A 22,460-nucleotide genomic window follows, 5' to 3' on the forward strand; every position below is an offset into this window, starting at 1 on the left:
ATCTGTAACGAGATTGGTCACAACTCTGTGGAGGGAAAAATGCCAGAACTTTACGATACAGCCGCACCCAGAAAGGCAGCGAACCTGTCGGTGAACAGTGACCTCCTAAACAAAACCCGCGCTCTGAACATTAACCTTTCAGCCACCCTTGAGCGGGCGCTGAAGGAAGAGCTTGCGAAACGGGAGGCCGCTCAATGGGTCGAAGAAAACCGTAGTGCGATCAAGAGCTATAACGAATTCGTTGAGCAACATGGATGCTTTGGCGACGAATTCCGGGAGTTTTGATGGCACAATTCGACGTTTACCCTAACCCAAGTAAAACCAGCAAAGCGCACTACCCTTACCTGATAGATATTCAAAGCGCCCTTCTGACCGACTTGGCAACTCGTATCGTTATCCCTTTGGCGAGGAGCACTGCTTTTGACGAACAGGCCATGCGGGGCCTCACGCCAGAGATAACGTTCAACGAACATACGTTGCTCTTACTCACTCCACAGATTTCCTCGGTGCCAGAAAAACACCTAAAGAATCCCGTCGGCTCCCTCTCGCACTTCAGAGATCGCATTATTGCCGCACTGGATCTTGCGGTCACTGGTATTTAACAGTTAATAGAGCATACGCCCAAGCTCATGAGCTATCCAAATGTCCAGCAGCCCGCTCAATTCGACCTCCCTGGCCCCCCTTCCCCAATAACGCCTGTCGAATAACTCTTGCCCTGGATCAATAATCCACTCCCTGGGTCTCGTTACACTGGCTTCATCGTTAAGCGGCTATCGAAAGGCCGTCTAATATTGACCCCAGGAGTGATCCCATGCGTAAAGCCGCCCTGCCTACCCTACTTGTATCCACTGTTGCCGCTGCGGCAATAATGACCAGCAGCCAGGCATTTGCCTATGGCGCTGGCGACTTTTTCACCCGCGTCGGTGTGGCCAAAGTCGCCCCTAAAAGCGACAACGGCTCACTGGCCAACGGTGCGTTGTCTGTGGATGTACAGGATAAAACCGATTTCGCGTTCACCTTGGGCTATCGTTTCCACGATAAAGTTGGCGTGGAGTTGCTGGCGGCGCTGCCGTTCGAGCACGATATCCATCTGAACGGCGATAACATCGCCTCCACCAAGCACCTGCCGCCGACCCTAACGCTGCAGTACTACCCGCTGGGCGGCACTCAGTCACGCGTACAGCCTTATGTCGGCGCGGGCATTAACTACACCCACTTCTCCGATGAAGAGCTGACGATTGGCGATTTAGACCTGGATGACTCCTGGGGTGCAGCAGGCCAGGTAGGCGTTGATCTACTGATTGATGATCACTGGGCGCTGAACGCCGCAGCTTGGTACATCGATATCGATACCGATGCCAGCGTTAACGGTGCGGCGGCAGGTACTGTTGAGATCGACCCTCTCGTGGTCATGGCGGGACTCAGCTACCGTTTCTAAGCCGCCTGCAAAACCGCTAGCGAATGTTATCCACAAAGCCTGCCTCACGGCGGGCTTTGTGCGTTTAGTGGTATGCCGTTTTAAGTGCTTTCAGTGACGATCTGGTCGACCTTCTCTACCGCACGCACAATCAGCAGCTGGTGGTGAGCGGGTGTTTTTTCCTGCTGCAAGTAGGCTGCCACGGCGGGCGCTACCTCGCATTTAGCGGGCATGGCGGCACGCGCATCCATCAGGGCGTTCAAGCGGGCAATAAACACAAAGCGTATCCATTGCGGCAGCGACATGGTGTCGATGCAAAACGGCTGCTGGCTGGCAAATGCTTCTGCATCGGGTGTGGACATGCGCCATAGATCGGCGGCTTTCATCGACGCTTCAAGCTCTAAGAGCGCTGTCTGCAGCGGTTGATAAGTACTCATAAAGTCGCTTGTCACTACCTTGGGAAATGAATAAGTATATCGTCTGCCCATTATCCCCACTCAGCGGGCGCCTTGCCACCTATCAACGCTCGCGGGAAGTTATCCATAGACTCACAGAAAACCTGCACGAGCCTGTGGATAAACTATGGAAAGGTGTCGCAACGCTTGCTCTCATGGGGCTTTCGCAGAGTTGATTAATTTTTAACCGCATTGTCATTAATGCTAATGCCTTAAGGCACTGTCATTAACACCATGTTTTATCAGTCACTGCGGCTGACAGTGCCACATCAGCAAGGTAGAGTGCAGGCTTGCAACGTGGAAGGATGTCATGCAACCGATTCAAACCCTTGATGAGTTTTTTATCCGCAGCGGTGGCGAGGTTTCCCTTTACCATATGGGGCGCCATGTCGTCCCCTGCCCGCGGGAGTCACTCGCCGCCTTTGAAAGTGGCGAAATAGCCTGGCCAGAACCATGGCAGGGCCAAGCGCGCTTAGCCATTGTGTTTCGCCTTGGTGATATGCCCGAACCGGCTATCTGGTTCTTAGCCTTGCCGCTGGATGAGCAGGGCATGATAGCCCCCGCCCAGCGCGATGCGTTTTTAAACCGGCTGCTGGAAACACTGGGGCGCGCGGTTTCTAACGTGGGTCGTGAAGAAACAGCGGACGTAGATCACTTAATGAAGGATAATCCCCTCGCCTTCACGCCTAGCGTCACTTTCCAAGCCATGCTCAATGCCCGTGCAACAGACGAGCGGGGACTGCCGGCCAGCCAACATTTTGAGCCGGTTGAGGCCTACTTAAGCGGCCAGCAAACGATTGATTGGCAGGCGCTGGGGTTACAGGGGATTGCCGATTACGTCGTGCGGATGGAGACATCTGACGCCGAATCGCTAGCAGCGCAACTGCCTGAACTGCCCACCCCCGTTATTCACTCATTGTGCTACTGTTTAGAGCACCAGCCGTTGCCGGAGCCGTTAGTCGTTGCCCTGCAACGATGTGGAGAAGCCGCCGCACAAGCGGGCGACATTGAAACCCTGTGTGCCTGTCTGCGTGCAGTGGGTAATACGGACGCATCAGCGGTGGGCGATTGGTATACGGCCTTACTCAATGACACTGCGGCCTGCGGGCCTGATGTTCTGGCGGCGATAGCCGGTCGTGGCTGGGGCTATTTGGAAGATGCACAGCGTCTGCCGCTTTTTCTGCAACGTTTAGCAGAAGATGAGCGTAGCGATTTTGCCGCCGTGATACGTGATATTGCGTTAATTCCAAGGTTACGCTTACCGGTCATGATGGCGCTGCGGGATGCCCCTACTGGCACTTCTGTTCAACGCCGCCTGGCACTGATGATGTCCCAAAGGAACGCTTGATTCGATGTCACTTTTAATTGCAAGGAGTGAGCCGTGAAGGAATTACCCTATCAGGCCAAGGCGGTCATTGGCCGCCGTGAGATGGTGACGCTACCTGAGCTTGGGCTTCACCTATGCTGTAAAGCTGACACTGGCGCACGAACATCTGCTCTGCATGCAGAAGAGATAGAGACACACGAAGATGAACATGGTCAACTATGGGTCAGTTTTATTACCCACAGTGGCGGCCCCGAAACACCGGCCCACCGCTACAGTTTACACTTGCATGATCGGCGCCGAGTGACCAGCTCCAACGGTCATAGCGAGTGGCGTTATGTCATACGTACCCCTATGCAGATGGGCGATTTGAATTTTCCTGTTGAACTGACCCTTACTGACCGCAGCAATATGCGCCACCCCATGCTACTAGGACGCCGCGCCATGCGCCGTCTAATGGTGGCACCCGGTGCGGCATTTTTGCACGGTGAGCCTTAACCCCTTATTTAGTCGCCTTAACCTAGGCTCGGAGTCTCTTAAATGCATATCGCTCTGCTGTCACGCAATCGCAATTTGTACTCTACCCGCCGCTTGGTTGAAGCCGCAGAGCAGCGAGGACATACCGCCCGCGTGGTGGATACGCTGCGCTGCTATATGAGCATTACCTCGCACCACCCATCGATTCACTATAAAGGCCAAGAGATTGAGCCTTTCGATGCGGTGATCCCGCGCATTGGTTCATCGGTGACTTTTTATGGCTGTGCGGTGCTGCGTCAATTTGAAATGATGGGCACCTACGTTATCAACGATAACGTCTCGATTACCCGCTCACGGGATAAGCTGCGCTCACTGCAGTTGCTGTCACGCAAAGGGCTGGGGCTGCCGATTACCGGCTTTGCCCACTCTCCAGATGACATCCCCGATCTGATTACCATGGTTAAAGGTGCACCGCTGGTCATCAAGCTGCTTGAAGGCACCCAGGGGATTGGCGTGGTATTGGCGGAAACCAACCAGGCCGCTGAATCCGTCATTCAAGCGTTCATGGGCATGAAAGCTAACATCATGGTGCAGGAGTACATCAAAGAGGCACGCGGCGCCGATATTCGCTGCTTCGTGATCGGCGATAAAGTGGTGGCTTCAATGAAGCGTCAGGCGGCTGACGGTGAGTTTCGCTCGAATCTACATCGCGGCGGTACCGCCAGCGTGATCCGCATCACCCCTGAAGAGCGTTCAACGGCGATCCGTGCAGCCAAAGCCATGGGCCTACGCGTTGCTGGTGTCGACTTACTACGTTCCAATCACGGCCCGGTGATTATGGAGGTAAACTCCTCACCAGGTTTGCAGGGCATTGAGAACGCAACCGGTAAAGATATTGCCGGAATGATTATTGAACACATTGAAAGAAACGCCATGCCTGCCCGCAAAGCGCCACCCAAGCCTAAAGGCTAAGGTAAAATATTAAAATAATCCGCTTCGGGGGTGGCAAATAGTCGCTGTCACCCCCACAATTTGCGTCACCGAAGGAGGTAGACGCTCATGTTTCTCGATAATCGCCAAGTGGCGATGGACAGCGTATTGGAAGCGCTGGCCGATAGCATTGATTATTTCCAAGACAATATTGAACGCCTGCGCCCCTCGCTGCGTGACGCTTTAAAGCCGCATTACGCTACGCGGCTTAAGCAGATGCGCAAGTTGCAGGAGCTTGCCCGTGCGCATTTGAAAATGCTGCCTCGGGATGCGGACGTTGAGCGCGATGATTTTTTATGGCTGTGGAGTCGGCTAAAAAGCTTTGTCGGCAACGATAGCCAAGTACTCATCAATGAGCTATTGGAGCAAGAGCGTGTCTTAATGCAGGCGCTCTCCTCGCTATATACCCATCCGTTACCCGATCCGATCGAACCGGTGGTCGAAGAGTGCATGCAGGGATGCCGAAAACTTATCCGCGAGCTGTATGCGCTGCAAAAGCGCAAGACGCACCGTTAAGGGGCTGCAAAGCGCTCGTTTAGCGAAGGCAGGATAAGATCGATGGGCGCCCGCCTAGGTAACTCGATGGGCTCGGGCGTACCGAGAAAATAGGGCTTCCTCCCCCATACATAGAGATCCCCCAGGGTGGCCACACGCGCTGCCCATTCGCGCAGCTTTAAACGCCATCCCACCGTTACGTTAGGGTCATCTGCCACGCAGCCAGTCACGTCGATACCTAGCTCACGCCCAATATAGACCGCGCGGGGAAGATGCCAGCTCTGGGTGATCAGCAGGGCTTTCTCTAGTTGAAACACATCCCGGGCACGCGCCAGGGTGTCATAGGTACTAAAGCCCGCAAAATCCATGGTCAACTGCTCAGACGTCACGCCCCGCCGATACAGCTCACGCCACATGGCTCTTGGCTCATTATACGCCTGGGTACGGTTATCCCCGGAAAGCAACAGATGCTCCACCTGGGAATGCTCAATTAAGGTAGCAGCCGTTCGCATGCGCGCATGGAAGTGTGGGTTTCGCCCTCCTCTACGGGTCCAGTGAGACGTGCCGAAGACAATCCCCACCTCAGCCGGGCGACACTGCTGTGGCTGACGCTCAATATAAGCCGCAGTCGTCGCGAGCACCCAAAAGTTACCACCTATAAACAGCAATGTCGCCAGCAGCAATAGTGCTCCTAGCGACATTAATAAACGCTTTAGCCATATTAACAAAACGTTATGCATCCAGCTCCCCAGCCGGGATTAGAACATGCCGAGTTCAAGTTTGGCCTCGTCACTCATCATGTCACGGCTCCAGGGTGGGCTGAAGACTATTTCGGTGTGCACTTTGCTGATCTGCGGCGCACCCAGAATCTTATTGCGCGCATCCGCCGCGATCACATCGCCCATCCCACAGCCGGGCGCCGTCAGCGTCATGCGAATGGTAACAAGCCGCTCGCCGCTGATCAGGCGTTCAATTCGGCAACCATAGACCAGCCCAAGATCAACAATATTGACCGGAATTTCCGGGTCAAAGCAGGTACGCAGCTGATCCCACACGAACTGCTCTATCTCCTGTTCAGAAGCCGTTTCCGGCAGCGTAGGACGCGGTAAAGGCTCAAGCCCCAGGGCATCCAGGTTGCTCCCTTCGATTAAGTAGAGCCGCCCCTCAAAACCAACGCTTACCGTACTGCCTTTCGCCTGCATAACGCTAACAACGCTGTCTTCGGCCAGTGTTTCCGTACTACCAAATGGAATGGCAATGGCGTCTACATCGCGCTGGAGGGGTAACTGTTGGCCACGCTCTAGACTTGCAACTTGCTCAAGATCCATAACTGTCCTTATGACGATTCTTAAAGAACCGACCTTAACGCACCATACCAATGACACGTTGGAGTGCTTCTACAAAGCGATCCACTTCTTCGAGGGTATTATACGCCGCAAAAGAAGCACGGCACGTTGCGTCTACCCCGAAGTGGTGCAACAAGGGCTGCGCGCAGTGGTGACCGGTACGAATAGCGACGCCAAGCTGATCAATCAGTAGCCCAATATCCTGGGAGTGGGCCCCCTCAACGATAAAAGAGAGCACTGCCGCTTTATTTGGCGCCGTGCCTAGAATACGCAGGCCATCAATATTACCCAACGCCTGGGTCGCGTGATTCAGCAGTTGGCCTTCCCAAGCGCCGATCGCCGCTATACCAGTGCTCTCCATCCACTCCAGGGCTCGGCCCAGAGCGATCACCTCCGCAATAGCAGGCGTGCCCGCTTCAAACTTGTGTGGAATAGCGGCAAAAGTGGTGCCCGAGTCAAAAGAGACGGTGCTGATCATCTCGCCACCGCCCTGCCAGGGTGGCATGGCTTCAAGCAGCGCTTGCTTGCCGTAAAGCACGCCTACGCCGGTCGGCCCGTATACTTTATGGCCTGAGAAGGCATAGAAGTCGGCATCAATGGCCTGCACATCGACCACTTGGTGGGGTGTTGCCTGAGCACCATCAATCAAAATCAGCGCGCCTTGCTGATGGGCCAGGGTTGCCATCTCTTGCACCGGGTTAACGGTACCCAGAGCGTTAGAGACGTGGTTAACCGCTACCAGCTTGGTGCGCTCACTCAATAGCTCACGGTAAGCGGCCATATCCAGTGCGCCGGTAGCCTCAACGGGTATCACCTTGATGGTGAAGCCTACCTCGGCGGCCAACAGTTGCCAGGGCACGATATTGGAGTGGTGCTCCAACATCGAAATCAGCACCTCATCGCCCGGCGCAAGGTTTGTACGTCCCCAGCTATTCACAACCAGGTTAATCGCTTCCGTGGTGCCGCGGGTAAAGATGATCTGGCGTGCATCTTCCGCATTCAGGAACGCCTTAACCCGGTGGCGCGTGTCTTCAAATGCCGCTGTCGCCTCATCGGCAAGGGTATGCAGCCCGCGGTGAATATTGGCGTTATAGCGCGAGTAGTAATCGCTAAACACGTCAATCACCTGCTGAGGCGTCTGGCTGGTGGCCGCGTTGTCTAAATAGATCAGCGGCTTGCCATGCACCTCACGGGCCAGCACCGGAAAGTCCTGGCGCAGGCGCATAACATCAAAAGTCGCTGACGCTGGGCTTGTTTGCAAAGCACTCGCTTGCAAAGGGCTGAGCGTTGGCTCAATAACGGAATGTGGCATCAGACGCTCCTGATTGTTTAATGGCGCTAGTCGTTAAGTGAAACCGCCGCTTCGACCAACCCGGCAAGATTGAAACGCTCGGGCAGCTTGCCCGCAACCGCTAATTCGACACGCTCGGCAATCTCATCCAGAGTCACTTTTTCCAACACTTCGCCAGCAAAAGCGAGCGTTAGCAGACCCCGGGCAGTGGCTTCATCGATACCGCGGGTACGCAGCGCGTAGATCGCCTCTTCGTCTAACTGGCCCGTGGTGGTGCCGTGGGAGCACTTGACGTCATCCGCGTAGATCTCAAGCTCAGGCTTGGCATCGATGTGGGCGCGATCCGATAGCAGCAGGTTTTGGTTGCTCTGAAAACCTTCGATCTTCTGGCTATCGCGCTTGACGTACACCTTGCCGTTAAACACCCCATGGGCGCGGTCATCCAGAATGCCCTTGTAGTTCTCGTTGGAGAACGTCAGCGGCGCATTGTGGTTGACCTTGGTGTGGTTGTCGACGTGCTGGCGGCCCTGACCAAAGAACAGGCCCAGGAAGTTGGTTTCCGCACCCTGGCCATTCAAATCGCTGATCAGGTCGTTGCGCACCAGAGCGCCGCCCAGGCTCAGGTTGTAGGAGGTATAGCGCGTATCGCGTCCCTGCTCCACGTGGATGCTCGCCACATGCATATCCCCCAACGGCGCTTCTTGCAGCTTGTAGTGGGCCAGGATCGCGCCACGGTCAAGCATCAACTCGCCTACCACGTTGGTAAAGTTAGTCGCTTCGCTTTCGCCGGTATAGTGCTCAATCAGCGTCGCTTCGCTACGCCCACCGGCTTCCACCAATACACGCGGATGGCACATCACCGGCTGACCCGCACGGGACAGAAACTGCAGTAGGATGGGTTTCTCAACCACCGTTCCCGGTGCAATGCGCACCACGGCGCCCTCTTCCATAAACGCCGTGTTGAGCGCGGCAAAAGGCGAGAAATCAACCCCGGTTAAGCGCCCCAGCGGGCCACCCACGGCTTCATGGTTCTCTGCCAGGGCCTTGGAGAGCGGCAACACCTGTACACTCGACGGCAGTGAATCCACATCCGAGAGCGCCGATGAGAACACACCATCCACAAACGTCAGCCGGTAGGCATCAATCGGCAGCGTTAGCGCCGCGGCAGTGGCCGGTGAGAACTCGGCGTTGTCGGCTATCGCAAAGTTACCTTGGGCGATCGAGCGCACATCGGTGTACTTCCACTCTTCATCACGGCGAGTGGGGAAACCCAGCGCTTCAAAACGCGCGGCTCCGGCTTGACGACGCGCAGCGATCCAGGTCGGTTCCGCCGTGTAGTTCGAGCTGCGCGCCTTCAGGGTGTCTAAAAAGGTTTGCGTATCGCTCATGCTACAGACTCCTCGATACCTTCGTACCCATTGGCTTCCAGCTGTTTAGCCAGCTCGGCGTCGCCGGTTTTGACAATGCGGCCATCGACCAGGACGTGAACCTGATCTGGCACGATGTAATCCAGCAAGCGCTGGTAGTGAGTGACCAGCAGAATGGCGCGGTCTTCAGCGCGCAGGCTATTAACGCCGTCGGCGACAATTTTCATAGCGTCGATATCGAGGCCCGAATCGATCTCATCCAGCATGGCGAGCTTTGGCTGCAGCACCAGCATTTGCAGGATCTCGTTGCGCTTTTTCTCACCGCCGGAGAAGCCTTCGTTAACGGCGCGCTGAAGGAAGCTGGCGTCCATTTTCATGTAGCCCAACTTCTCTTTAACCAGCTTCATAAACTCTGGAGCGGGCATTTCGCCTTCGCCGCGAGCTACCCGCTGGGCATTAAGCGCCGACTTCAGCAGGTAGATGTTTTTAACCCCTGGAATCTCCACCGGGTACTGGAACCCCAGCAGCAAACCGGCCTGGGCGCGCTCTTCGATCTCCATTTCAAGCACGTCTTTGCCTTCAAAGGTAATCGTGCCCTGGGTGACTTCGTAGCCATCTTTACCGGCAATCACCGCGGATAGAGTCGATTTACCCGCGCCGTTCGGCCCCATAATGGCGTGCACTTCACCCGCCTTGATGGTCAGGGTCAGGCCTTTGAGAATTTCATTGCCTTCGACGGAGACGTGTAAATCATTCACTTGCAACATATTGATTACCTTCTGATTCTGGCGAGTCGCTACGGCGACACTACTATAATTAAGTGGAATAAATGGGCAGCGGTTAGCCGACCGCGCCTTCCAGGGTCACATTGAGCAGCGCTTCGGCTTCAACGGCGAACTCCATGGGCAGCTCTTGGAAGACGTCCTTACAGAAACCATTAACGATCATGCTGACCGCATCCTCTTCCGAGATACCGCGGCTCTGGCAGTAGAACAGCTGGTCTTCACCGATTTTCGAGGTGGTCGCTTCGTGCTCAATGGTCGCGGTACTATTGCCAATTTCCTGATAAGGGAAGGTGTGTGCACCGCACTTATCACCAATCAGCAACGAGTCGCACTGGGTGAAGTTACGCGCTCCTTTGGCCCGCGGGCCGATTTTCACCAGGCCGCGATAGGATTGGTCACTTCTGCCCGCTGAGATACCTTTAGCCACGATATAGGAACGCGTGCCTTCACCAATGTGAATCATTTTGGTGCCGGTATCGGCCTGCTGACGGCCGTTCGTGACCGCGACAGAGTAGAACTCGCCTATGCTGTCTTTGCCGCGCAGTACGCAGGAGGGGTATTTCCAGGTAATCGCCGAGCCGGTCTCAACCTGGGTCCAGCTAATCCGTGAACGGTCGCCGCGGCAGTCGCCACGCTTGGTCACGAAGTTGTAGATACCACCGACGCCATTCTCGTCACCGGGGTACCAGTTCTGCACGGTGGAGTATTTGATGTAGGCATCATCCAGGGCGACAAGCTCGACCACGGCGGCGTGAAGCTGGTTCTCATCGCGCATTGGAGCCGTACAGCCTTCCAGGTAAGAGACCTGGGCACGGCTTTCGCAAATAATCAGCGTGCGCTCAAACTGGCCGGTGTTGGCCGCGTTAATGCGGAAGTACGTAGACAGCTCCATGGGGCAAGTCACGCCTTCCGGCACGAACACAAAGGAGCCATCGGTAAACACCGCTGAGTTCAGCGCGGCAAAGTAGTTGTCCGCCACGGGTACCACGGTGCCCAAATACTGTTTGATCAACTCCGGGTAGTCACGGATAGCTTCTGAGATCGAGCAGAAGATAACGCCCGCTTCGCCTAGCTGTTTTTTGAAGGTGGTGGCGACAGAAACGGAATCAAATACCGCATCTACCGCAACGCCTGCTAACGCCGCACGCTCGTGCAGCGGAATACCCAGCTTCTCGTAGGTTTCCAGCAGCTTGGGATCCACTTCATCCAGGCTTTGCGGGCGGTCTTCCGGGCGCTTCGGCGCACTAAAGTAGGAGATCGATTGGTAATCAATCGGCGGATAGTCAAGGTGCGCCCAGGAAGGAGCTTCCATCTTCAGCCACTGGCGGTAGGCATCCAGACGCCACTCCAGCATCCACTCCGGTTCGCCCTTCTTTTTGGAGATAAAGGCGATAGTGTTTTCATCCAGGCCAGGTGGCAGGGTGTCGCTCTCAATATCGGTTACAAAGCCATCTTTGTATTCGCGACGAACCAACTGTTCCATTTCTTCGCTTGCCATGGTGATACCCTCCGGGCAGTTGGGTGGCGAGGTCATCGCCTTTAATAATAAGTTAGGCCTGCTGTACTCGCGCCGCCGTTAGGCCGACGCCGCCGACAGGCTGATCGTTTGAATAGGTAGCTGTACCGGCAGCTTAATCGGCGCTGTATCGGCCAGATGCGCCAGCGTTACGCTCTCTAGCAGCGTACGCATGGCCAATGAGACCCGCTGCCAGTTATCTGCCACACCGCAGGTAGCCACAAGCTCACAATCACCTTCTGCTTGGCTACACTCGGTCATGGCGACAGGACCTTCAATTGCCGCAATGATATCGGCGGCGGTAATCTGCGATGCGGGCCGGGCAAGGCGATAGCCCCCTTGGGCACCACGCTGGGAAACCAGCAGCCCGGCCCTTACCAGCATTTTGAGCGTTTTACTCACCGTCGGATGGGGCAACTGCACGGCCTCTGCTAACTCTGCCGCGGCATGAGATGCCTGGGGATGGCGGGCAATTTGTGCCATGACCACCGCGGCATAGTCTGTTAGCCGAGAAAGCTTAAGCATGTCGACTCCCTGAATGTCATTAGTACGCAGCAAATCAAATGGTCGCCACGTCAATTGAGTACCATTTTAGTCCTGTATAAATTTGATGTGAAGCCCTAGAGCAAAATGGATAGCAATTTACGCATAATAACGGCACGTTCGCCGCTAATCGCATCAAAAACAACAATCATTATCATTTAAAAAAGCTATCGCTGCGGCCTGCCCGGCTTTACATTGATTAGCTGCCTCTGCTAGCGTCAAAGAGGTATTAGATGCCCCAACTGTAGGAGGCATCGCGATCATTGGAGGAGGTAACTATGGATGCAGCAGTAAACAACATGGTAAATGCAACGCTGGATATGAGGCAGGCACAAACTATCCAACAGGCTCAATTCAGCGTTTTCAAAGAAGCTCTAGACGGGCAGGCAGCGCAGATAACGGCACTAATGGACAGCGTTGCGCAGCCACAGTTGGCGACAAGCGGCAGCGTGGGTACGCAAATCAACACCACTGCGTAGCTCTCGTGGATAGTTAAAAAGTAAATAGCCCCCTGGCAGCAGGAGGCTATTTTTTTGTCTGTTACTAATGGCTTTAGGCTTTTTTGACAAATTCTGATTTCAGCTTCATTGGACCGATACCATCAATTTTGCAGTCGATATCGTGATCGCCGTCCACCAAGCGGATGCTTTTCACTTTGGTGCCCACTTTGACCACCAGGGAACTGCCCTTAACCTTCAAGTCCTTGATCACCGTGACGCTATCACCGTCGGCTAGCATATTGCCATTGGCATCGCGTACGCCTGACGTGTCATCGGCACCCTCTTCTTCTGCTACTACCTTTGACCACTCGTGGCCACACTCTGGGCAGACATATTGAAGGCCATCATCATAACTAAACTCAGAGGCACAGGCAGGACAGTTAGGCAGATCGCTCATCACAAGGCTCCATCACTTGGCTTAGGTAAAGGGCTAAGAAAGCGATGGAGCCTACACGGGTTACGCAAAATGTCCAGCCAGTTTGCTAGATCAACCGCGCTGGTAGGTGCCGACCAGGCGGTTCATACCCAGCAGATTGGGCTCTACCTCTTTGAGTAGTTCTGCCAGCGTGAGCCCTTCAGGGAGCGAGGTTTGATGATCCAGCGCCAGCACCCAGAAGTAATAAAGGTGCTTGCCATGCCCTTCTGGCGGCATCGGCCCACAATAGCCAGTATCGCCTTTGTCATTTGCGCCGACGGTGCCCGCCGCCGTCTTTTCCGTCAATTCCTGAATATCGCCGGGTAAGTTATAGAGTACCCAGTGGACAAAACCGTAGCTGCCATCTTTGACCAACGGCGCGTCCGGGTCGTGACAGATCACCGCAAACCCCTTGGTTCCTTCAGGCGCGTCCTGCCAAGCAAGCGCTGGCGAAACATCTTCGCCCTCTCCTGTATGCTTAGAAGGGATCGCCTGATGGTCAGCAAACGCCGAGCTGGTAACCTTCATTGATGAAAGTGCAAATGCCATGCTTCTCTCCTTGGTTAATCCGATGTGTCTTTAGTGCACAGTCTAGCAACTCCACCGCCCTTGTTTCTTCAGGCGGCGCTTAACCCAAGCATCATAAATCGACCGCAAGCCCGATTTAATTCCCGGCAGACCAATGACCCAGCCAACCGGCACCAATAAGGGAATACGCTGCATTAGTAAACGATAAGCATCGATACCTTCTACTAATTGCCCTGATGCCGTTTCGATGTGTAGAGAGCGCAGCGCCATGTCAGGATCGACGCCCTTTTGCTGGAGCAGTTGACGATGTTCACTCACATCAAGCCAAGTGATATCAGTGGCATGCTGCCCCGACCAGCGCTCATAGCGACGCCGCTCTTTACGACACAGCGGGCACTGCGCATCGTAAAAGACATTGATAGGGGTCTTGTTGGGCATATAGGCTCTCTACTTAACGTCACTGAAGCAGTGTGGCATTTCCAGCACTGGTCGCAAACTTCTAGATATTTACTGCTCACTTAGGCTACGGCTATGACATCTGAGTTCAAAAAACAGCTATTGATTGTTGCCCATGCCCCATCGGCGAATACTCGCTTACTGCGTGATGCGGCCTTCCGAGGTGCTAGTCATCCTGATCTTGAGCAGGTTCACTGCGTGGTAAAAGCGCCCCTAGAGGCTGGCCCAGAGGATGTGCTGGCCTGCGATGCGATTCTGCTCGGCACCACGGAAAACCTGGGCTATATGAGCGGCGCGCTCAAGGATTTTTTTGATCGGAGCTACTATTCTGTCATTGAAAAGAAACAGGGATTACCCTGCGCGCTCTATATTCGCGCGGGGCACGATGGCACGGGCACCCAACGCGCAGTAGAGAGCATCACCACTGGCTTACGCTGGCGATGGGTACAGCCACCGCTCATTTTACGCGGCGAGTGGCAGCCCTCATTTGCAGATCAGGTAGAAGAACTCAGCATGACCTTAGCATTTAGTGTTGAGAGTGGCATTGTATAACCTCGCCTAGCCTGCCTTACTGTAGATAAGCATTTAGTGCCCATTGTGCGATTAAAGGCTCCAGTATTTTGCGTGAAATTACTGCTGTGACTTATCGCACGCACATTAGGTAGCCATTATGCATAAAGTCATTGCTTTCTATGATGATCGGGTGCTCGCTCACGAGCCCAATATTGACGCCGACTTTTTACCTCAACGAATCGATAAGCGCATTCGACATCTGCTTGCAGGGCTTCCTGTGCCATGGAAATACCCCGAACACCCCGGCCGCTTGAAAGCCATTCAGCACCTGCTGGAGAAAGCGCCCATTGCGGGCCTGCACATTGAAGGGGGCAGTGCGGCCACCCATGAACAGCTTGCCCGGGTGCATACCACGTCCTACCTAAGCGATATTTTTAGCCTACGCGGGAAAAATGCCTGGCTGGATGTGGATACCACAGCGGTCTCACCGGGTAGCGTCGATGCCGCCGAAGTCGCCGCGGGAACAGCCATTGCCGCAGTAGAAGCGGTCATGGAGAAACGCGCTAAAAGTGCTTTTGCCCTTGTGCGCCCGCCTGGGCACCACGCGGAGCCTGTTCGCGCCCGGGGCTTTTGTTTATTCAATAATGTGGCGGTCGCCGCAGCCCATGCGCGCAGCGCACTGGGTTGTGAACGAGTACTGATTGTTGATTGGGACGCCCATCACGGTAATGGCACCCAGGATATTTTTTGGGCAGAGCCCGACGTAATGTTTTTCGATATTCACCGCGCCGCGCCCTTCTATCCCGGCTCAGGCCACCTGGAAGAGGTGGGCGCCGGTTTAGCTGAAGGCACCACGATTAATGTTCCGTTACCGGCTGGCGCTGGCGACGAAGCGTACCTCAAGGCATTTCGTGACATTCTTGCCCCGGCCGCAGCCTGGTTCAAGCCCGACATCATTTTAGTCTCAGCAGGATTTGACTCCCACTGGCACGATCTAGCCCTCAATGTTTCCTATGACGGCTTTGGCGCGCTAACCGGCTTCATGCAGCAACTGGCTGAGCAGCATTGCGATGGTCGTTTGGTATTCGTATTAGAAGGGGGCTACAACCTAGAGTCCCTGGCTAACGGTACCAGAGCGGTACTCTCCGTGCTGGCAGGCAACACCGCGCCTGTACCCGACACCTGCGGGGTTGCGGAAGTCCAAGCCGCGGCAGATTTCCACCGCTCGGCGTTTCAATCTGAATAGCTATTCAACCCGAAGAGTAGCGGCTTTAATAAAAAAAACGGCACCTCGCAAGGTACCGTTTTTAGTGCTGATTTAAAACGCGCTAGAGCTTGATGATTATTTCAAGCGTTCAAAGACCGTCGCAACACCCTGCCCCATACCAATACACATAGTCGCCAAGCCCAGAGTAGTATCGCGCTGCTGCATAACGTTCAACAGCGTGGTGCAGATACGTGAGCCCGAGCAGCCCAGCGGGTGCCCCAGAGCGATTGCACCGCCATTGAGGTTAACCTTATCGTCCATGGCATCCAGGAAACCAAGATCTTTTAGCACCGGAATACCCTGAGCAGCGAAGGCTTCGTTGAGCTCAACGGTTTGAATATCCGCCGCCGAGAGACCAGCGATTTTCAGCGCTTTCTTAGACGCAGGCACCGGGCCATAGCCCATGATCGACGCATCACAACCCGCGACACCGGTAGAGAGCACCTTCGCAATAGGCTCTAGGCCAAGCGCTTGAGCGCGCTCGTAGCTCATTACGGCCATTGCCGAGGCTCCCACGGAAAGCGCCGAGGAAGTACCCGCCGTGACCGTACCGTTGCGCGGATCAAACACTGGCTTCAGGTTCGCCATGGACTCCAGGCTGGCATCCGCACGAATCACCTCATCGCGCTGAACCATGACTCTAAAGCCACGCTGGTCATGGCCTTCAACACCGATGATTTCGTTATCGAAGTAGCCCTTCTCCATGGCCGCCTGGGCGCGCTGGTGAGAGCGTACGCCGAATTTGTCCTGCTCTTCCCGGGAAACGCCGTGCATTTTGCCCAGCAGTTCCGCGGTTAGGCCCATCATCATCGCCGCTTTAGCAGCGTATTTGCTGGCGGCGGGGTTAACGTCAACGCCGTGAGCCATGGGTACGTGCTCCATGTGCTCAACGCCACCGATGATAAAGAAGTCGCCCATCCCCGCTTTGATATTGGCAGCAGCGATATGTAGCGCCGTCATCGAAGAACCACACAAACGGTTAACGGTTTGCGCAGGTACCGAACGGGGAATACCGGTCATGATCGCCGCGTTACGGGCAATGTTCATCGACTGCTCAAGCGTCTGGTTCACGCAGCCCCAGATCACATCATCCACTTCAGAAGGGTCTAGATTAGGATTGCGGGTAAATAGCGCCTGCATTGCCGCCGCAGAGAGATTCTCTGCACGAACATTGCGGAAAGCACCATTTTTAGCTTTCGCCATGGCGGTACGGACACCGTCTACCACCACAATATCTCTCGGATTCAAACTCATCATATATCTCCTGTGCGTGGTGGTTAGTCTTGGCTTGCGCTGGCAGAGTTGCCGCTGGAGTAGAACTGCTCGTTGTTCTGAGCCATCTGACGTAGCTTGTCAGTGGGTGCATAAAGCGGCCCCAGCTCGTCGGCCAAGCCTTCTGCCAGCTTGACGAACTCTGCAACGCCCATGGCGTCGATGTAGCGCAGCGCACCACCGCGGAACGGCGGGAAGCCGATGCCATAGATCAACGCCATATCGGCTTCGGCGGGCGTGGCTACGATGCCATCTTCCAAACAGCGCACGGTTTCCAAACAGAGCGGCACCATCATGCGGGCGATAATATCCTCGTCGGAAAACTCTTTATGCTCTTTCACCACCTCTTTGACCAAGGCGTAAGCGGCTTCGTCGGTGACTTTCTTCGGCTTACCCTTTTTGTCCTCTTCGTAAGCGTAGAAGCCCTTGTCGTTCTTCTGGCCTAAACGGTCATTGTCGTACATGACCTGAATGGCCGTTTTACCCTCGCGGGCCATACGATCAGGGAAGCCTTCCGCCATTACTTCATTGGCGTGAACCGCAGTGTCCAGGCCGACCACATCCAGCAAGTAGGCCGGGCCCATGGGCCAGCCGAACTTCTCCATCACTTTATCAACGTGCTGGAAGTCAGCGCCTTGCTCGATTAAGAAGCTGAAGCCGCCAAAGTAAGGGAAGAGCACGCGGTTGACCAAGAAGCCGGGGCAATCATTGACCACAATCGGTGTTTTACCCATTGCCCGGGCGTAGGCCACAGTAGCGCCAACCGCGGCGTCTGAGGTTTTCTCGCCACGGATGACTTCCACCAACGGCATACGATGCACGGGGTTAAAAAAGTGCATGCCGCAGAAGTTTTCAGGCCGCTTTAGGTTTTGCGCCAAACGGTTGATGGAAATCGTTGATGTGTTAGAAGTGAGGATAGTGTTTTCGCTCACCATGCCTTCCACTTCGGTGAGGACGGCATCTTTGACTTTGGGGTTTTCAACCACCGCTTCGACGACCAGATCGACGCTGCCAAAATCACCGTAGGAGAGCGTGGGACGAATATTGCTCAGCTTCTCCGCCATCTGCTCGGTGGTCAGTTTTTTGCGCTCGACCTGTTTGGCAAATAGCTTACGGGCTTCTTTCAGGCCCAGTTCAATGGCGTCATCCTTGATATCTTTCATCAGAATCGGCGTGCCTTTAGAGGCACTCTGATAAGCGATACCGCCGCCCATAATGCCCGCACCCAGCACGGCCGTTTGCTTAACGGGCTGCGCCTGCTTCTCATACTTGCTGGCTTTTTTCTTGACCACTTGGTCGTTCAAGAACAGACCCACCAAGTTAAACGCCACGCTGCTGAGCGCCAGCTTGGCAAAGGCTTTGGCTTCAATGGCCTGGGCACGGCCACGCTCTTCGCCCGCGCCTTTCTGAATCACTTTAATCGCTTCTACCGGCGCCGGGTAATGGGGGCCCGCTTTACCGGCGACATAGCCTTTCGCTGTTTCAAACGCCATCATCTGCTCAATGGGGTTAAGCTTCAGCGGGCTGGTCTTTTCATCGCGACGGGCCTGGTAATCCAGCTCACCGGCGTTGGCACGGTCAAGAATGTCCAACGCGGCTTCTTCCAACTGCTCTGCCGCCACCACCGCGTCAACGGCGCCTACTTTTAGCGCGGCATCGGCACGATTTTCGGTACCACCGGCAATCCACTCGATGGCGTTATCGGCGCCAATAATGCGCGGCAGGCGCACGCAGCCGCCCCAACCGGGCAGGATGCCGAGCTTGGTTTCCGGAAGACCGATTTTGGCTTTTTCACCCATCACGCGAAAATCAGTGGTCAACAATACTTCGCAGCCACCACCCAGCGCCAGACCATTGATCGCCGTTACGGTAGGGAACGGCAGATCTTCAATAGCGTTAAAAATGGCGTGAACCTTAAGATTCATCTCCTCAAGGTAGGCTTCGCCTTTATCAAATAGGCTGTGAAACTCGGTGATATCGGCGCCCACGATAAACACATCTTTCCCGCTCGCAATGAGTAAACCTTTTAAGCTATTTTCAGCTTGAATGGCTTTTACTGCTTCGCTCAGCTCTGCGACCACCGCGCTGGAAAGCTTGTTGACGGACTCATCTTTCAGATCGAAAGTGAGCATTGCGATATTGTTGCCACTCGGGGTGTCACGACGTGTCACCGTGATGGCATTGCCTTGATAGATCATCCGCGCTCTCTCCACATTTTCGGGCTGGCTCTGAAAAGAGAACCCGCCACGTTTCTCATACGGCTTCCACACGACTTTCATACGGTCGTTTGATTGCCTTAGCTTGGTTGAGTTGCCTGATAACGTCAAGCCCAGACTTTTGGCTAGGGTTTGTACGAAAACTGCCTGCACTCGACTATACGGCGTTAAAAATCGCTTCAAAATGCTCATTTACAACCCGTAAACTCCGCTTTGTCGTTGATTTTTGCCTTGTCTAGTCTTCGCTCGCCGACTTTTCGTATAAACCCTAATTTACCCATCTAGTGAGACCAGCACTCCCCTGTATCCGTTCATGCTGCTAGGATCACGCTTCTTTTAATTTTGTAGGTTACCTTGTTATGGGCACACTGCTCACGCCATCGCGCATTGAAGCCGTTCAGCGGCGTATTGAAAGCATTGTCGAACGGCTAAAACCGTGGAGCTGGATGTGGCCACCCATGGCGTTCGCTGCCGGTTTAGGTAGTTTCTTTCTGGTGGATCGCCAGCAGTGGCTCGGCGCAGCGCTGGCGCTGGGATTACTCTTTGCCTGGACACTTCTGCTCTCTGAAGGCTTGATCAGTCGCTGGCTCTCTCGGCGAGGCCACCCTACACCACCCCGTGGCGTGACCACCTTTATCGCCCAGATGATTCACCAGGAGACGCTTTTCTTCACGCTGCCGTTCATTTTAGTCACTACCGTATGGAATAGCGGGCAAACGCTATTTGCGCTACTGGTGGGCGGCATGGCGCTTCTGTCAATTATCGATCCACTCTACTTCAAAGTTGCCGAGCGATGGCGGAGTGTCTACTTCATCTTCCACGCCCAGTGCGTTTTTCTTGTTCTACTGGTGACGCTGCCCATCATGGTACACCTCACTACGGGCCAGAGTTTGCTGCTGGCCCTGGGGATCACCATTCTGGTGGCTCTGCCCAGTTTTTGGCACTTGCTGAAGCAGCGTTCCCTCAAGCGCTGGTGCGCTTTTTTTGTGTTGACCCTACTGCTCGCCTATGGCGCGTGGCTTGGACGCATTTGGGTGCCGCCCGCCAGCCTATGGATGACCAGCAGCGCGCTGTCTCCCGGCTTTGATATCGAGCAGCGCCTGCCCCAAGGCTCAATGGCGTTAACGCCGCAAGCCATCAGCGAAAATGGCCTTTATGTTTACACCGCTATTCGGGCACCGCGTGGATTAAGTGAAACTATTACCCATGCCTGGCATCACAATGGTGTGCCAATGGATGTCGTAGAGCTTAATATCGATGGCGGACGCGAGCAGGGTTACCGCGCATGGAGCCACAAACAAAACTTTCCCGAAGACCCTACCGGCGATTGGCGCATTGATATCATGACAGGTACTGGCCAGCGCTTGGGATTAATACGTTTTGAGGTCTCAGACGATGCTCAGCAAGCCACGCTGGCAGATGGAGAGATACGCGCCAGTGGTCTAAGTGGATTAAACTTACGGCGGTTCGTGCCGGGTCGACCTAACGATGAAGAGGCGCGACCGGAAGATTGAAGGGTCAAGCGCCTTGCATTCAGCGGCGTAGCTTATGACAATTCGACTACTCACATTTATTGGCAGCTAGTTACCTATGGCTTCAACGATTGGATTTCGCATCGCACGCTTGCCCCACTTATGGCGCTCCATCTTGGATCGCCGCTTGGCGCCCTTGGGATTAACCCAAACACGCTGGGTGACGCTGTATCACCTGTGGCGTCTTGGCGAAGGCCATCCACAGTGCGATCTCGCCCGTGCGATTGGCGTTGAGGCGCCCTCTCTTGTGCGCACTCTGGGCCAGCTCGAAGAACAAGGCTTAGTGGAGCGCCGAGCCTGCGACAACGACCGTCGCAGCAAGCGGATTTATCTTACCCCTGCCGCGATGCCGCTGCTGGAACAGATCGACAGCGTTGCGCAACAAGCGCGCAAAGAGATGTTCGCTGGCTTAAGCGAAGAGAACCTCGAACAACTCAACGAATGGTTGGCGGTGATTGAATCCAACGGCTTAGCGATACAAGCACGGGATCAGGATAGCCCAGTATCTTGATCACTTACTTTGGAAGACGATTTCTCAGTGCCCTTTAACGGCTGGTTGAAAGGCTGGTCGGCACGACCACGCAGCGCCTCCCGCAGTTGCTGAAATTCAGGTAGGTAGGTCGCGAAACGCTCCGCGGTTTGCGACTCCCACCACCAAAGCGTCAATGCATAAGGGGTCGACTGCACCACCAAGGCGTCTTGCGGTAAGCGTTCAAGCAGTGTTTTTAACGCTGCTGTGGCGGCATCGGGTAAAGGCCGCAAGGGGGCTATCCGCCAGCGCCAGCCAGCATGAAATGGCGTTAAGGCTTCACTGGCATTGCTGTCCCTCACCAATAGAAAATCAGGCCCCGGCCCTTCCTGGGGATAGTGCCAGCGATAAGCCGGCATGGTACCTCTAAAATGGTGTAACGGCGGCTTTTCCAGTTTGATGCTGACGCCCTGTTTAGCGATTTGAGTGCGCAGCGCCTGCTGGCGCTTTTGACGCGGGCTAGGCTTTAGCCACATCACCGGCGCAATTACAAACAGCATAATAAACACGATAATTAACCATTCCATCTCTACATTTTCCTCCACATGAGCCACACTGTATTACACTACTCTAAAAACCATGATTCAGGTCGTTGTTTTGACTCAAGTCATTGTTAAAACGGTTGCTATTGTTAAAACAGGACACGCCATCTAAAGTAACGGTCATTGAACAAAGAGCCTCTTTGTTACCTACCTGCAAAGGAGATACGCCATGAGCTATCACCACATTTTAGTTGCCGTTGACTTAACCAAAGACTCCCACAAGATTCTGGAGCGTGCCGTTGCGATTGCAGAGCGCAACGATCAAGCTAAAATTTCCATTATGCATACCCTGGAACCGCTAGGGTTTGCCTACGGTGGCGATATCCCCATGGACTTGACCAGCATTCAAGACCAGTTGGATGAGCACGCCAAAAAACGCTTAGCCGAAATTGCCACCCCGCATATTGCCGAGGCTGACCAGCACGTTGTGGTGGGCATGCCCGACACTGAAATCCACCGTTTTGCTGAAGAGCACGATGTCGACCTGATTGTGGTGGGTTCCCATGGCCGTCACGGTTTTGCTTTGCTGCTCGGCTCCACCTCTACCGGTGTACTGCACGGCGCCCAGTGCGATGTACTCGCGGTTCGCGTAGGCAAAAAAGGTGAAAAAAGCGACGAATAAGTAACAGCCGCTTGTATGTCCGACAAAAAAGGCGCCCAGACGGCGCCTTTTATAGTTGCTAA

27 protein-coding genes are annotated in these 22,460 nt (G+C 54.7%); 13 read left to right on the plus strand and 14 right to left on the minus strand.

The genetic code is table 11. The annotated features are described in order from the left end of the window. Positions 1 to 39: 39 nt before the first annotated feature. The 3 genes from OM794_RS13390 (at position 40) to OM794_RS13400 (ending at position 1,438) form a co-directional block, all read left to right on the plus strand. Positions 40 to 285 carry a type II toxin-antitoxin system CcdA family antitoxin gene (locus tag OM794_RS13390; protein WP_226250969.1) on the plus strand — a complete coding sequence of 82 codons (246 nt, stop codon included), beginning with the start codon at positions 40 to 42 and terminating at the stop codon, positions 283 to 285. Continuing rightward, a complete protein-coding gene (locus OM794_RS13395) occupies positions 285 to 602 on the plus strand; it encodes a CcdB family protein (RefSeq protein ID WP_226250968.1) in 318 nt (105 codons plus the stop codon). The genes OM794_RS13390 and OM794_RS13395 overlap by 1 nt, the downstream gene beginning before the upstream one ends. A 209-nt stretch (positions 603 to 811) precedes the next feature. Continuing rightward, the gene (locus OM794_RS13400; protein WP_226250967.1) at positions 812 to 1,438 is read left to right on the plus strand and encodes an OmpW/AlkL family protein; all 627 of its coding nucleotides are present in this window, start codon (positions 812 to 814) and stop codon (positions 1,436 to 1,438) included. Positions 1,439 to 1,518: 80 nt separating this feature from the next. Here the strand turns inward: OM794_RS13400 and OM794_RS13405 are convergent, their stop codons facing one another. Beyond that, positions 1,519 to 1,854 (minus strand): YqcC family protein, encoded by a 336-nt coding sequence (locus tag OM794_RS13405; RefSeq protein WP_226250966.1) that lies wholly within the window; start codon positions 1,852 to 1,854, stop codon positions 1,519 to 1,521. A gap of 328 nt (positions 1,855 to 2,182) precedes the next feature. Here OM794_RS13405 and OM794_RS13410 point away from each other — a divergent pair, with 328 nt between their 5' ends. The 4 genes from OM794_RS13410 (at position 2,183) to OM794_RS13425 (ending at position 5,179) form a co-directional block, all read left to right on the plus strand. After that, on the plus strand, positions 2,183 to 3,220 hold the full coding sequence (locus OM794_RS13410; protein WP_226250965.1) for a DUF3549 family protein: 1,038 nt from the start codon (positions 2,183 to 2,185) through the stop codon (positions 3,218 to 3,220). Positions 3,221 to 3,253: 33 nt separating this feature from the next. Continuing rightward, the gene (locus OM794_RS13415) at positions 3,254 to 3,694 is read left to right on the plus strand and encodes an ATP-dependent zinc protease (protein WP_088700492.1); all 441 of its coding nucleotides are present in this window, start codon (positions 3,254 to 3,256) and stop codon (positions 3,692 to 3,694) included. Between the two features lie 42 nt (positions 3,695 to 3,736). Beyond that, positions 3,737 to 4,645 (plus strand): 30S ribosomal protein S6--L-glutamate ligase, encoded by a 909-nt coding sequence (gene rimK, locus OM794_RS13420; RefSeq protein WP_088700491.1) that lies wholly within the window; start codon positions 3,737 to 3,739, stop codon positions 4,643 to 4,645. Between the two features lie 87 nt (positions 4,646 to 4,732). Then, positions 4,733 to 5,179 carry a hypothetical protein gene (locus tag OM794_RS13425; protein WP_226250964.1) on the plus strand — a complete coding sequence of 149 codons (447 nt, stop codon included), beginning with the start codon at positions 4,733 to 4,735 and terminating at the stop codon, positions 5,177 to 5,179. Here OM794_RS13425 and OM794_RS13430 read toward each other — a convergent pair. The 7 genes from OM794_RS13430 to OM794_RS13460 all read right to left on the minus strand — a co-directional run bounded on the left by OM794_RS13430 (position 5,176) and on the right by OM794_RS13460 (position 11,988). Beyond that, positions 5,176 to 5,898 (minus strand): vancomycin high temperature exclusion protein, encoded by a 723-nt coding sequence (locus OM794_RS13430; RefSeq protein WP_226250963.1) that lies wholly within the window; start codon positions 5,896 to 5,898, stop codon positions 5,176 to 5,178. The two genes, OM794_RS13425 and OM794_RS13430, sit on opposite strands and share 4 nt — an antisense overlap. Positions 5,899 to 5,916: 18 nt before the next feature. Next, a complete protein-coding gene (sufT, locus tag OM794_RS13435; RefSeq protein ID WP_088700488.1) occupies positions 5,917 to 6,486 on the minus strand; it encodes a putative Fe-S cluster assembly protein SufT in 570 nt (189 codons plus the stop codon). 34 nt (positions 6,487 to 6,520) lie between these two features. Continuing rightward, a complete protein-coding gene (locus OM794_RS13440) occupies positions 6,521 to 7,816 on the minus strand; it encodes a cysteine desulfurase (protein WP_226250962.1) in 1,296 nt (431 codons plus the stop codon). 26 nt (positions 7,817 to 7,842) lie between these two features. Next, on the minus strand, positions 7,843 to 9,183 hold the full coding sequence (sufD, locus tag OM794_RS13445) for a Fe-S cluster assembly protein SufD (RefSeq protein WP_226250961.1): 1,341 nt from the start codon (positions 9,181 to 9,183) through the stop codon (positions 7,843 to 7,845). Beyond that, positions 9,180 to 9,929 (minus strand): Fe-S cluster assembly ATPase SufC, encoded by a 750-nt coding sequence (sufC, locus tag OM794_RS13450; RefSeq protein ID WP_226250960.1) that lies wholly within the window; start codon positions 9,927 to 9,929, stop codon positions 9,180 to 9,182. The genes sufD and sufC overlap by 4 nt, the downstream gene beginning before the upstream one ends. A 73-nt stretch (positions 9,930 to 10,002) precedes the next feature. Further along, positions 10,003 to 11,445: a Fe-S cluster assembly protein SufB gene (sufB, locus tag OM794_RS13455; protein WP_022522975.1), complete on the minus strand. Its 1,443-nt coding sequence runs from the start codon at positions 11,443 to 11,445 to the stop codon at positions 10,003 to 10,005. Positions 11,446 to 11,523: 78 nt separating this feature from the next. Further along, positions 11,524 to 11,988, minus strand: coding sequence for an SUF system Fe-S cluster assembly regulator (locus OM794_RS13460; RefSeq protein ID WP_133732677.1), 465 nt, complete (start codon positions 11,986 to 11,988; stop codon positions 11,524 to 11,526). A gap of 296 nt (positions 11,989 to 12,284) precedes the next feature. Here OM794_RS13460 and OM794_RS13465 point away from each other — a divergent pair, with 296 nt between their 5' ends. Continuing rightward, complete coding sequence (locus OM794_RS13465; protein WP_226250959.1) at positions 12,285 to 12,485, plus strand: putative motility protein; 201 nt, start codon at positions 12,285 to 12,287, stop codon at positions 12,483 to 12,485. A gap of 73 nt (positions 12,486 to 12,558) precedes the next feature. Here OM794_RS13465 and OM794_RS13470 read toward each other — a convergent pair whose 3' ends face one another. The 3 genes from OM794_RS13470 to OM794_RS13480 all read right to left on the minus strand — a co-directional run bounded on the left by OM794_RS13470 (position 12,559) and on the right by OM794_RS13480 (position 13,887). Continuing rightward, positions 12,559 to 12,903 (minus strand): zinc ribbon domain-containing protein YjdM, encoded by a 345-nt coding sequence (locus tag OM794_RS13470; protein ID WP_226250958.1) that lies wholly within the window; start codon positions 12,901 to 12,903, stop codon positions 12,559 to 12,561. A gap of 90 nt (positions 12,904 to 12,993) precedes the next feature. Next, complete coding sequence (locus tag OM794_RS13475) at positions 12,994 to 13,470, minus strand: YbhB/YbcL family Raf kinase inhibitor-like protein (protein WP_226250957.1); 477 nt, start codon at positions 13,468 to 13,470, stop codon at positions 12,994 to 12,996. 42 nt (positions 13,471 to 13,512) lie between these two features. Continuing rightward, a complete protein-coding gene (locus OM794_RS13480) occupies positions 13,513 to 13,887 on the minus strand; it encodes a thiol-disulfide oxidoreductase DCC family protein (protein ID WP_226250956.1) in 375 nt (124 codons plus the stop codon). 93 nt (positions 13,888 to 13,980) lie between these two features. On the opposite strand from OM794_RS13480, the gene OM794_RS13485 reads away from it, so the two are divergent. Together OM794_RS13485 and OM794_RS13490 are read left to right on the plus strand one after the other, a co-directional pair. Continuing rightward, positions 13,981 to 14,457, plus strand: a complete 477-nt coding sequence (locus tag OM794_RS13485; RefSeq protein ID WP_226250955.1) for a flavodoxin family protein — start codon at positions 13,981 to 13,983, stop codon at positions 14,455 to 14,457. A 118-nt stretch (positions 14,458 to 14,575) separates the two neighbouring features. Beyond that, positions 14,576 to 15,664 carry a histone deacetylase gene (locus OM794_RS13490; protein ID WP_226250954.1) on the plus strand — a complete coding sequence of 363 codons (1,089 nt, stop codon included), beginning with the start codon at positions 14,576 to 14,578 and terminating at the stop codon, positions 15,662 to 15,664. Positions 15,665 to 15,760: 96 nt separating this feature from the next. Here the strand turns inward: OM794_RS13490 and fadA are convergent, their stop codons facing one another. Continuing rightward, positions 15,761 to 16,939: an acetyl-CoA C-acyltransferase FadA gene (fadA, locus tag OM794_RS13495; RefSeq protein ID WP_264167982.1), complete on the minus strand. Its 1,179-nt coding sequence runs from the start codon at positions 16,937 to 16,939 to the stop codon at positions 15,761 to 15,763. 23 nt (positions 16,940 to 16,962) lie between these two features. Further along, positions 16,963 to 19,155, minus strand: a complete 2,193-nt coding sequence (fadB, locus tag OM794_RS13500; RefSeq protein ID WP_226251011.1) for a fatty acid oxidation complex subunit alpha FadB — start codon at positions 19,153 to 19,155, stop codon at positions 16,963 to 16,965. 377 nt (positions 19,156 to 19,532) lie between these two features. Between fadB and OM794_RS13505 the strand changes: the two genes are divergently transcribed. Then, positions 19,533 to 20,687 (plus strand): DUF5924 family protein, encoded by a 1,155-nt coding sequence (locus OM794_RS13505; RefSeq protein ID WP_226250952.1) that lies wholly within the window; start codon positions 19,533 to 19,535, stop codon positions 20,685 to 20,687. Between the two features lie 76 nt (positions 20,688 to 20,763). Then, positions 20,764 to 21,216 (plus strand): transcriptional regulator SlyA, encoded by a 453-nt coding sequence (gene slyA, locus OM794_RS13510; RefSeq protein ID WP_022522964.1) that lies wholly within the window; start codon positions 20,764 to 20,766, stop codon positions 21,214 to 21,216. Here the strand turns inward: slyA and OM794_RS13515 are convergent. Beyond that, positions 21,195 to 21,761 carry a preprotein translocase subunit YajC gene (locus OM794_RS13515; RefSeq protein WP_226250951.1) on the minus strand — a complete coding sequence of 189 codons (567 nt, stop codon included), beginning with the start codon at positions 21,759 to 21,761 and terminating at the stop codon, positions 21,195 to 21,197. The two genes, slyA and OM794_RS13515, sit on opposite strands and share 22 nt — an antisense overlap. 184 nt (positions 21,762 to 21,945) lie before the next feature. Between OM794_RS13515 and OM794_RS13520 the strand changes: the two genes are divergently transcribed. Continuing rightward, on the plus strand, positions 21,946 to 22,398 hold the full coding sequence (locus OM794_RS13520; protein ID WP_226250950.1) for a universal stress protein: 453 nt from the start codon (positions 21,946 to 21,948) through the stop codon (positions 22,396 to 22,398). The last annotated feature ends 62 nt before the right edge of the window (positions 22,399 to 22,460 follow it).

It is taken from the genome of Halomonas sp. BDJS001 (assembly GCF_026104355.1).
Classification (GTDB): domain Bacteria; phylum Pseudomonadota; class Gammaproteobacteria; order Pseudomonadales; family Halomonadaceae; genus Vreelandella.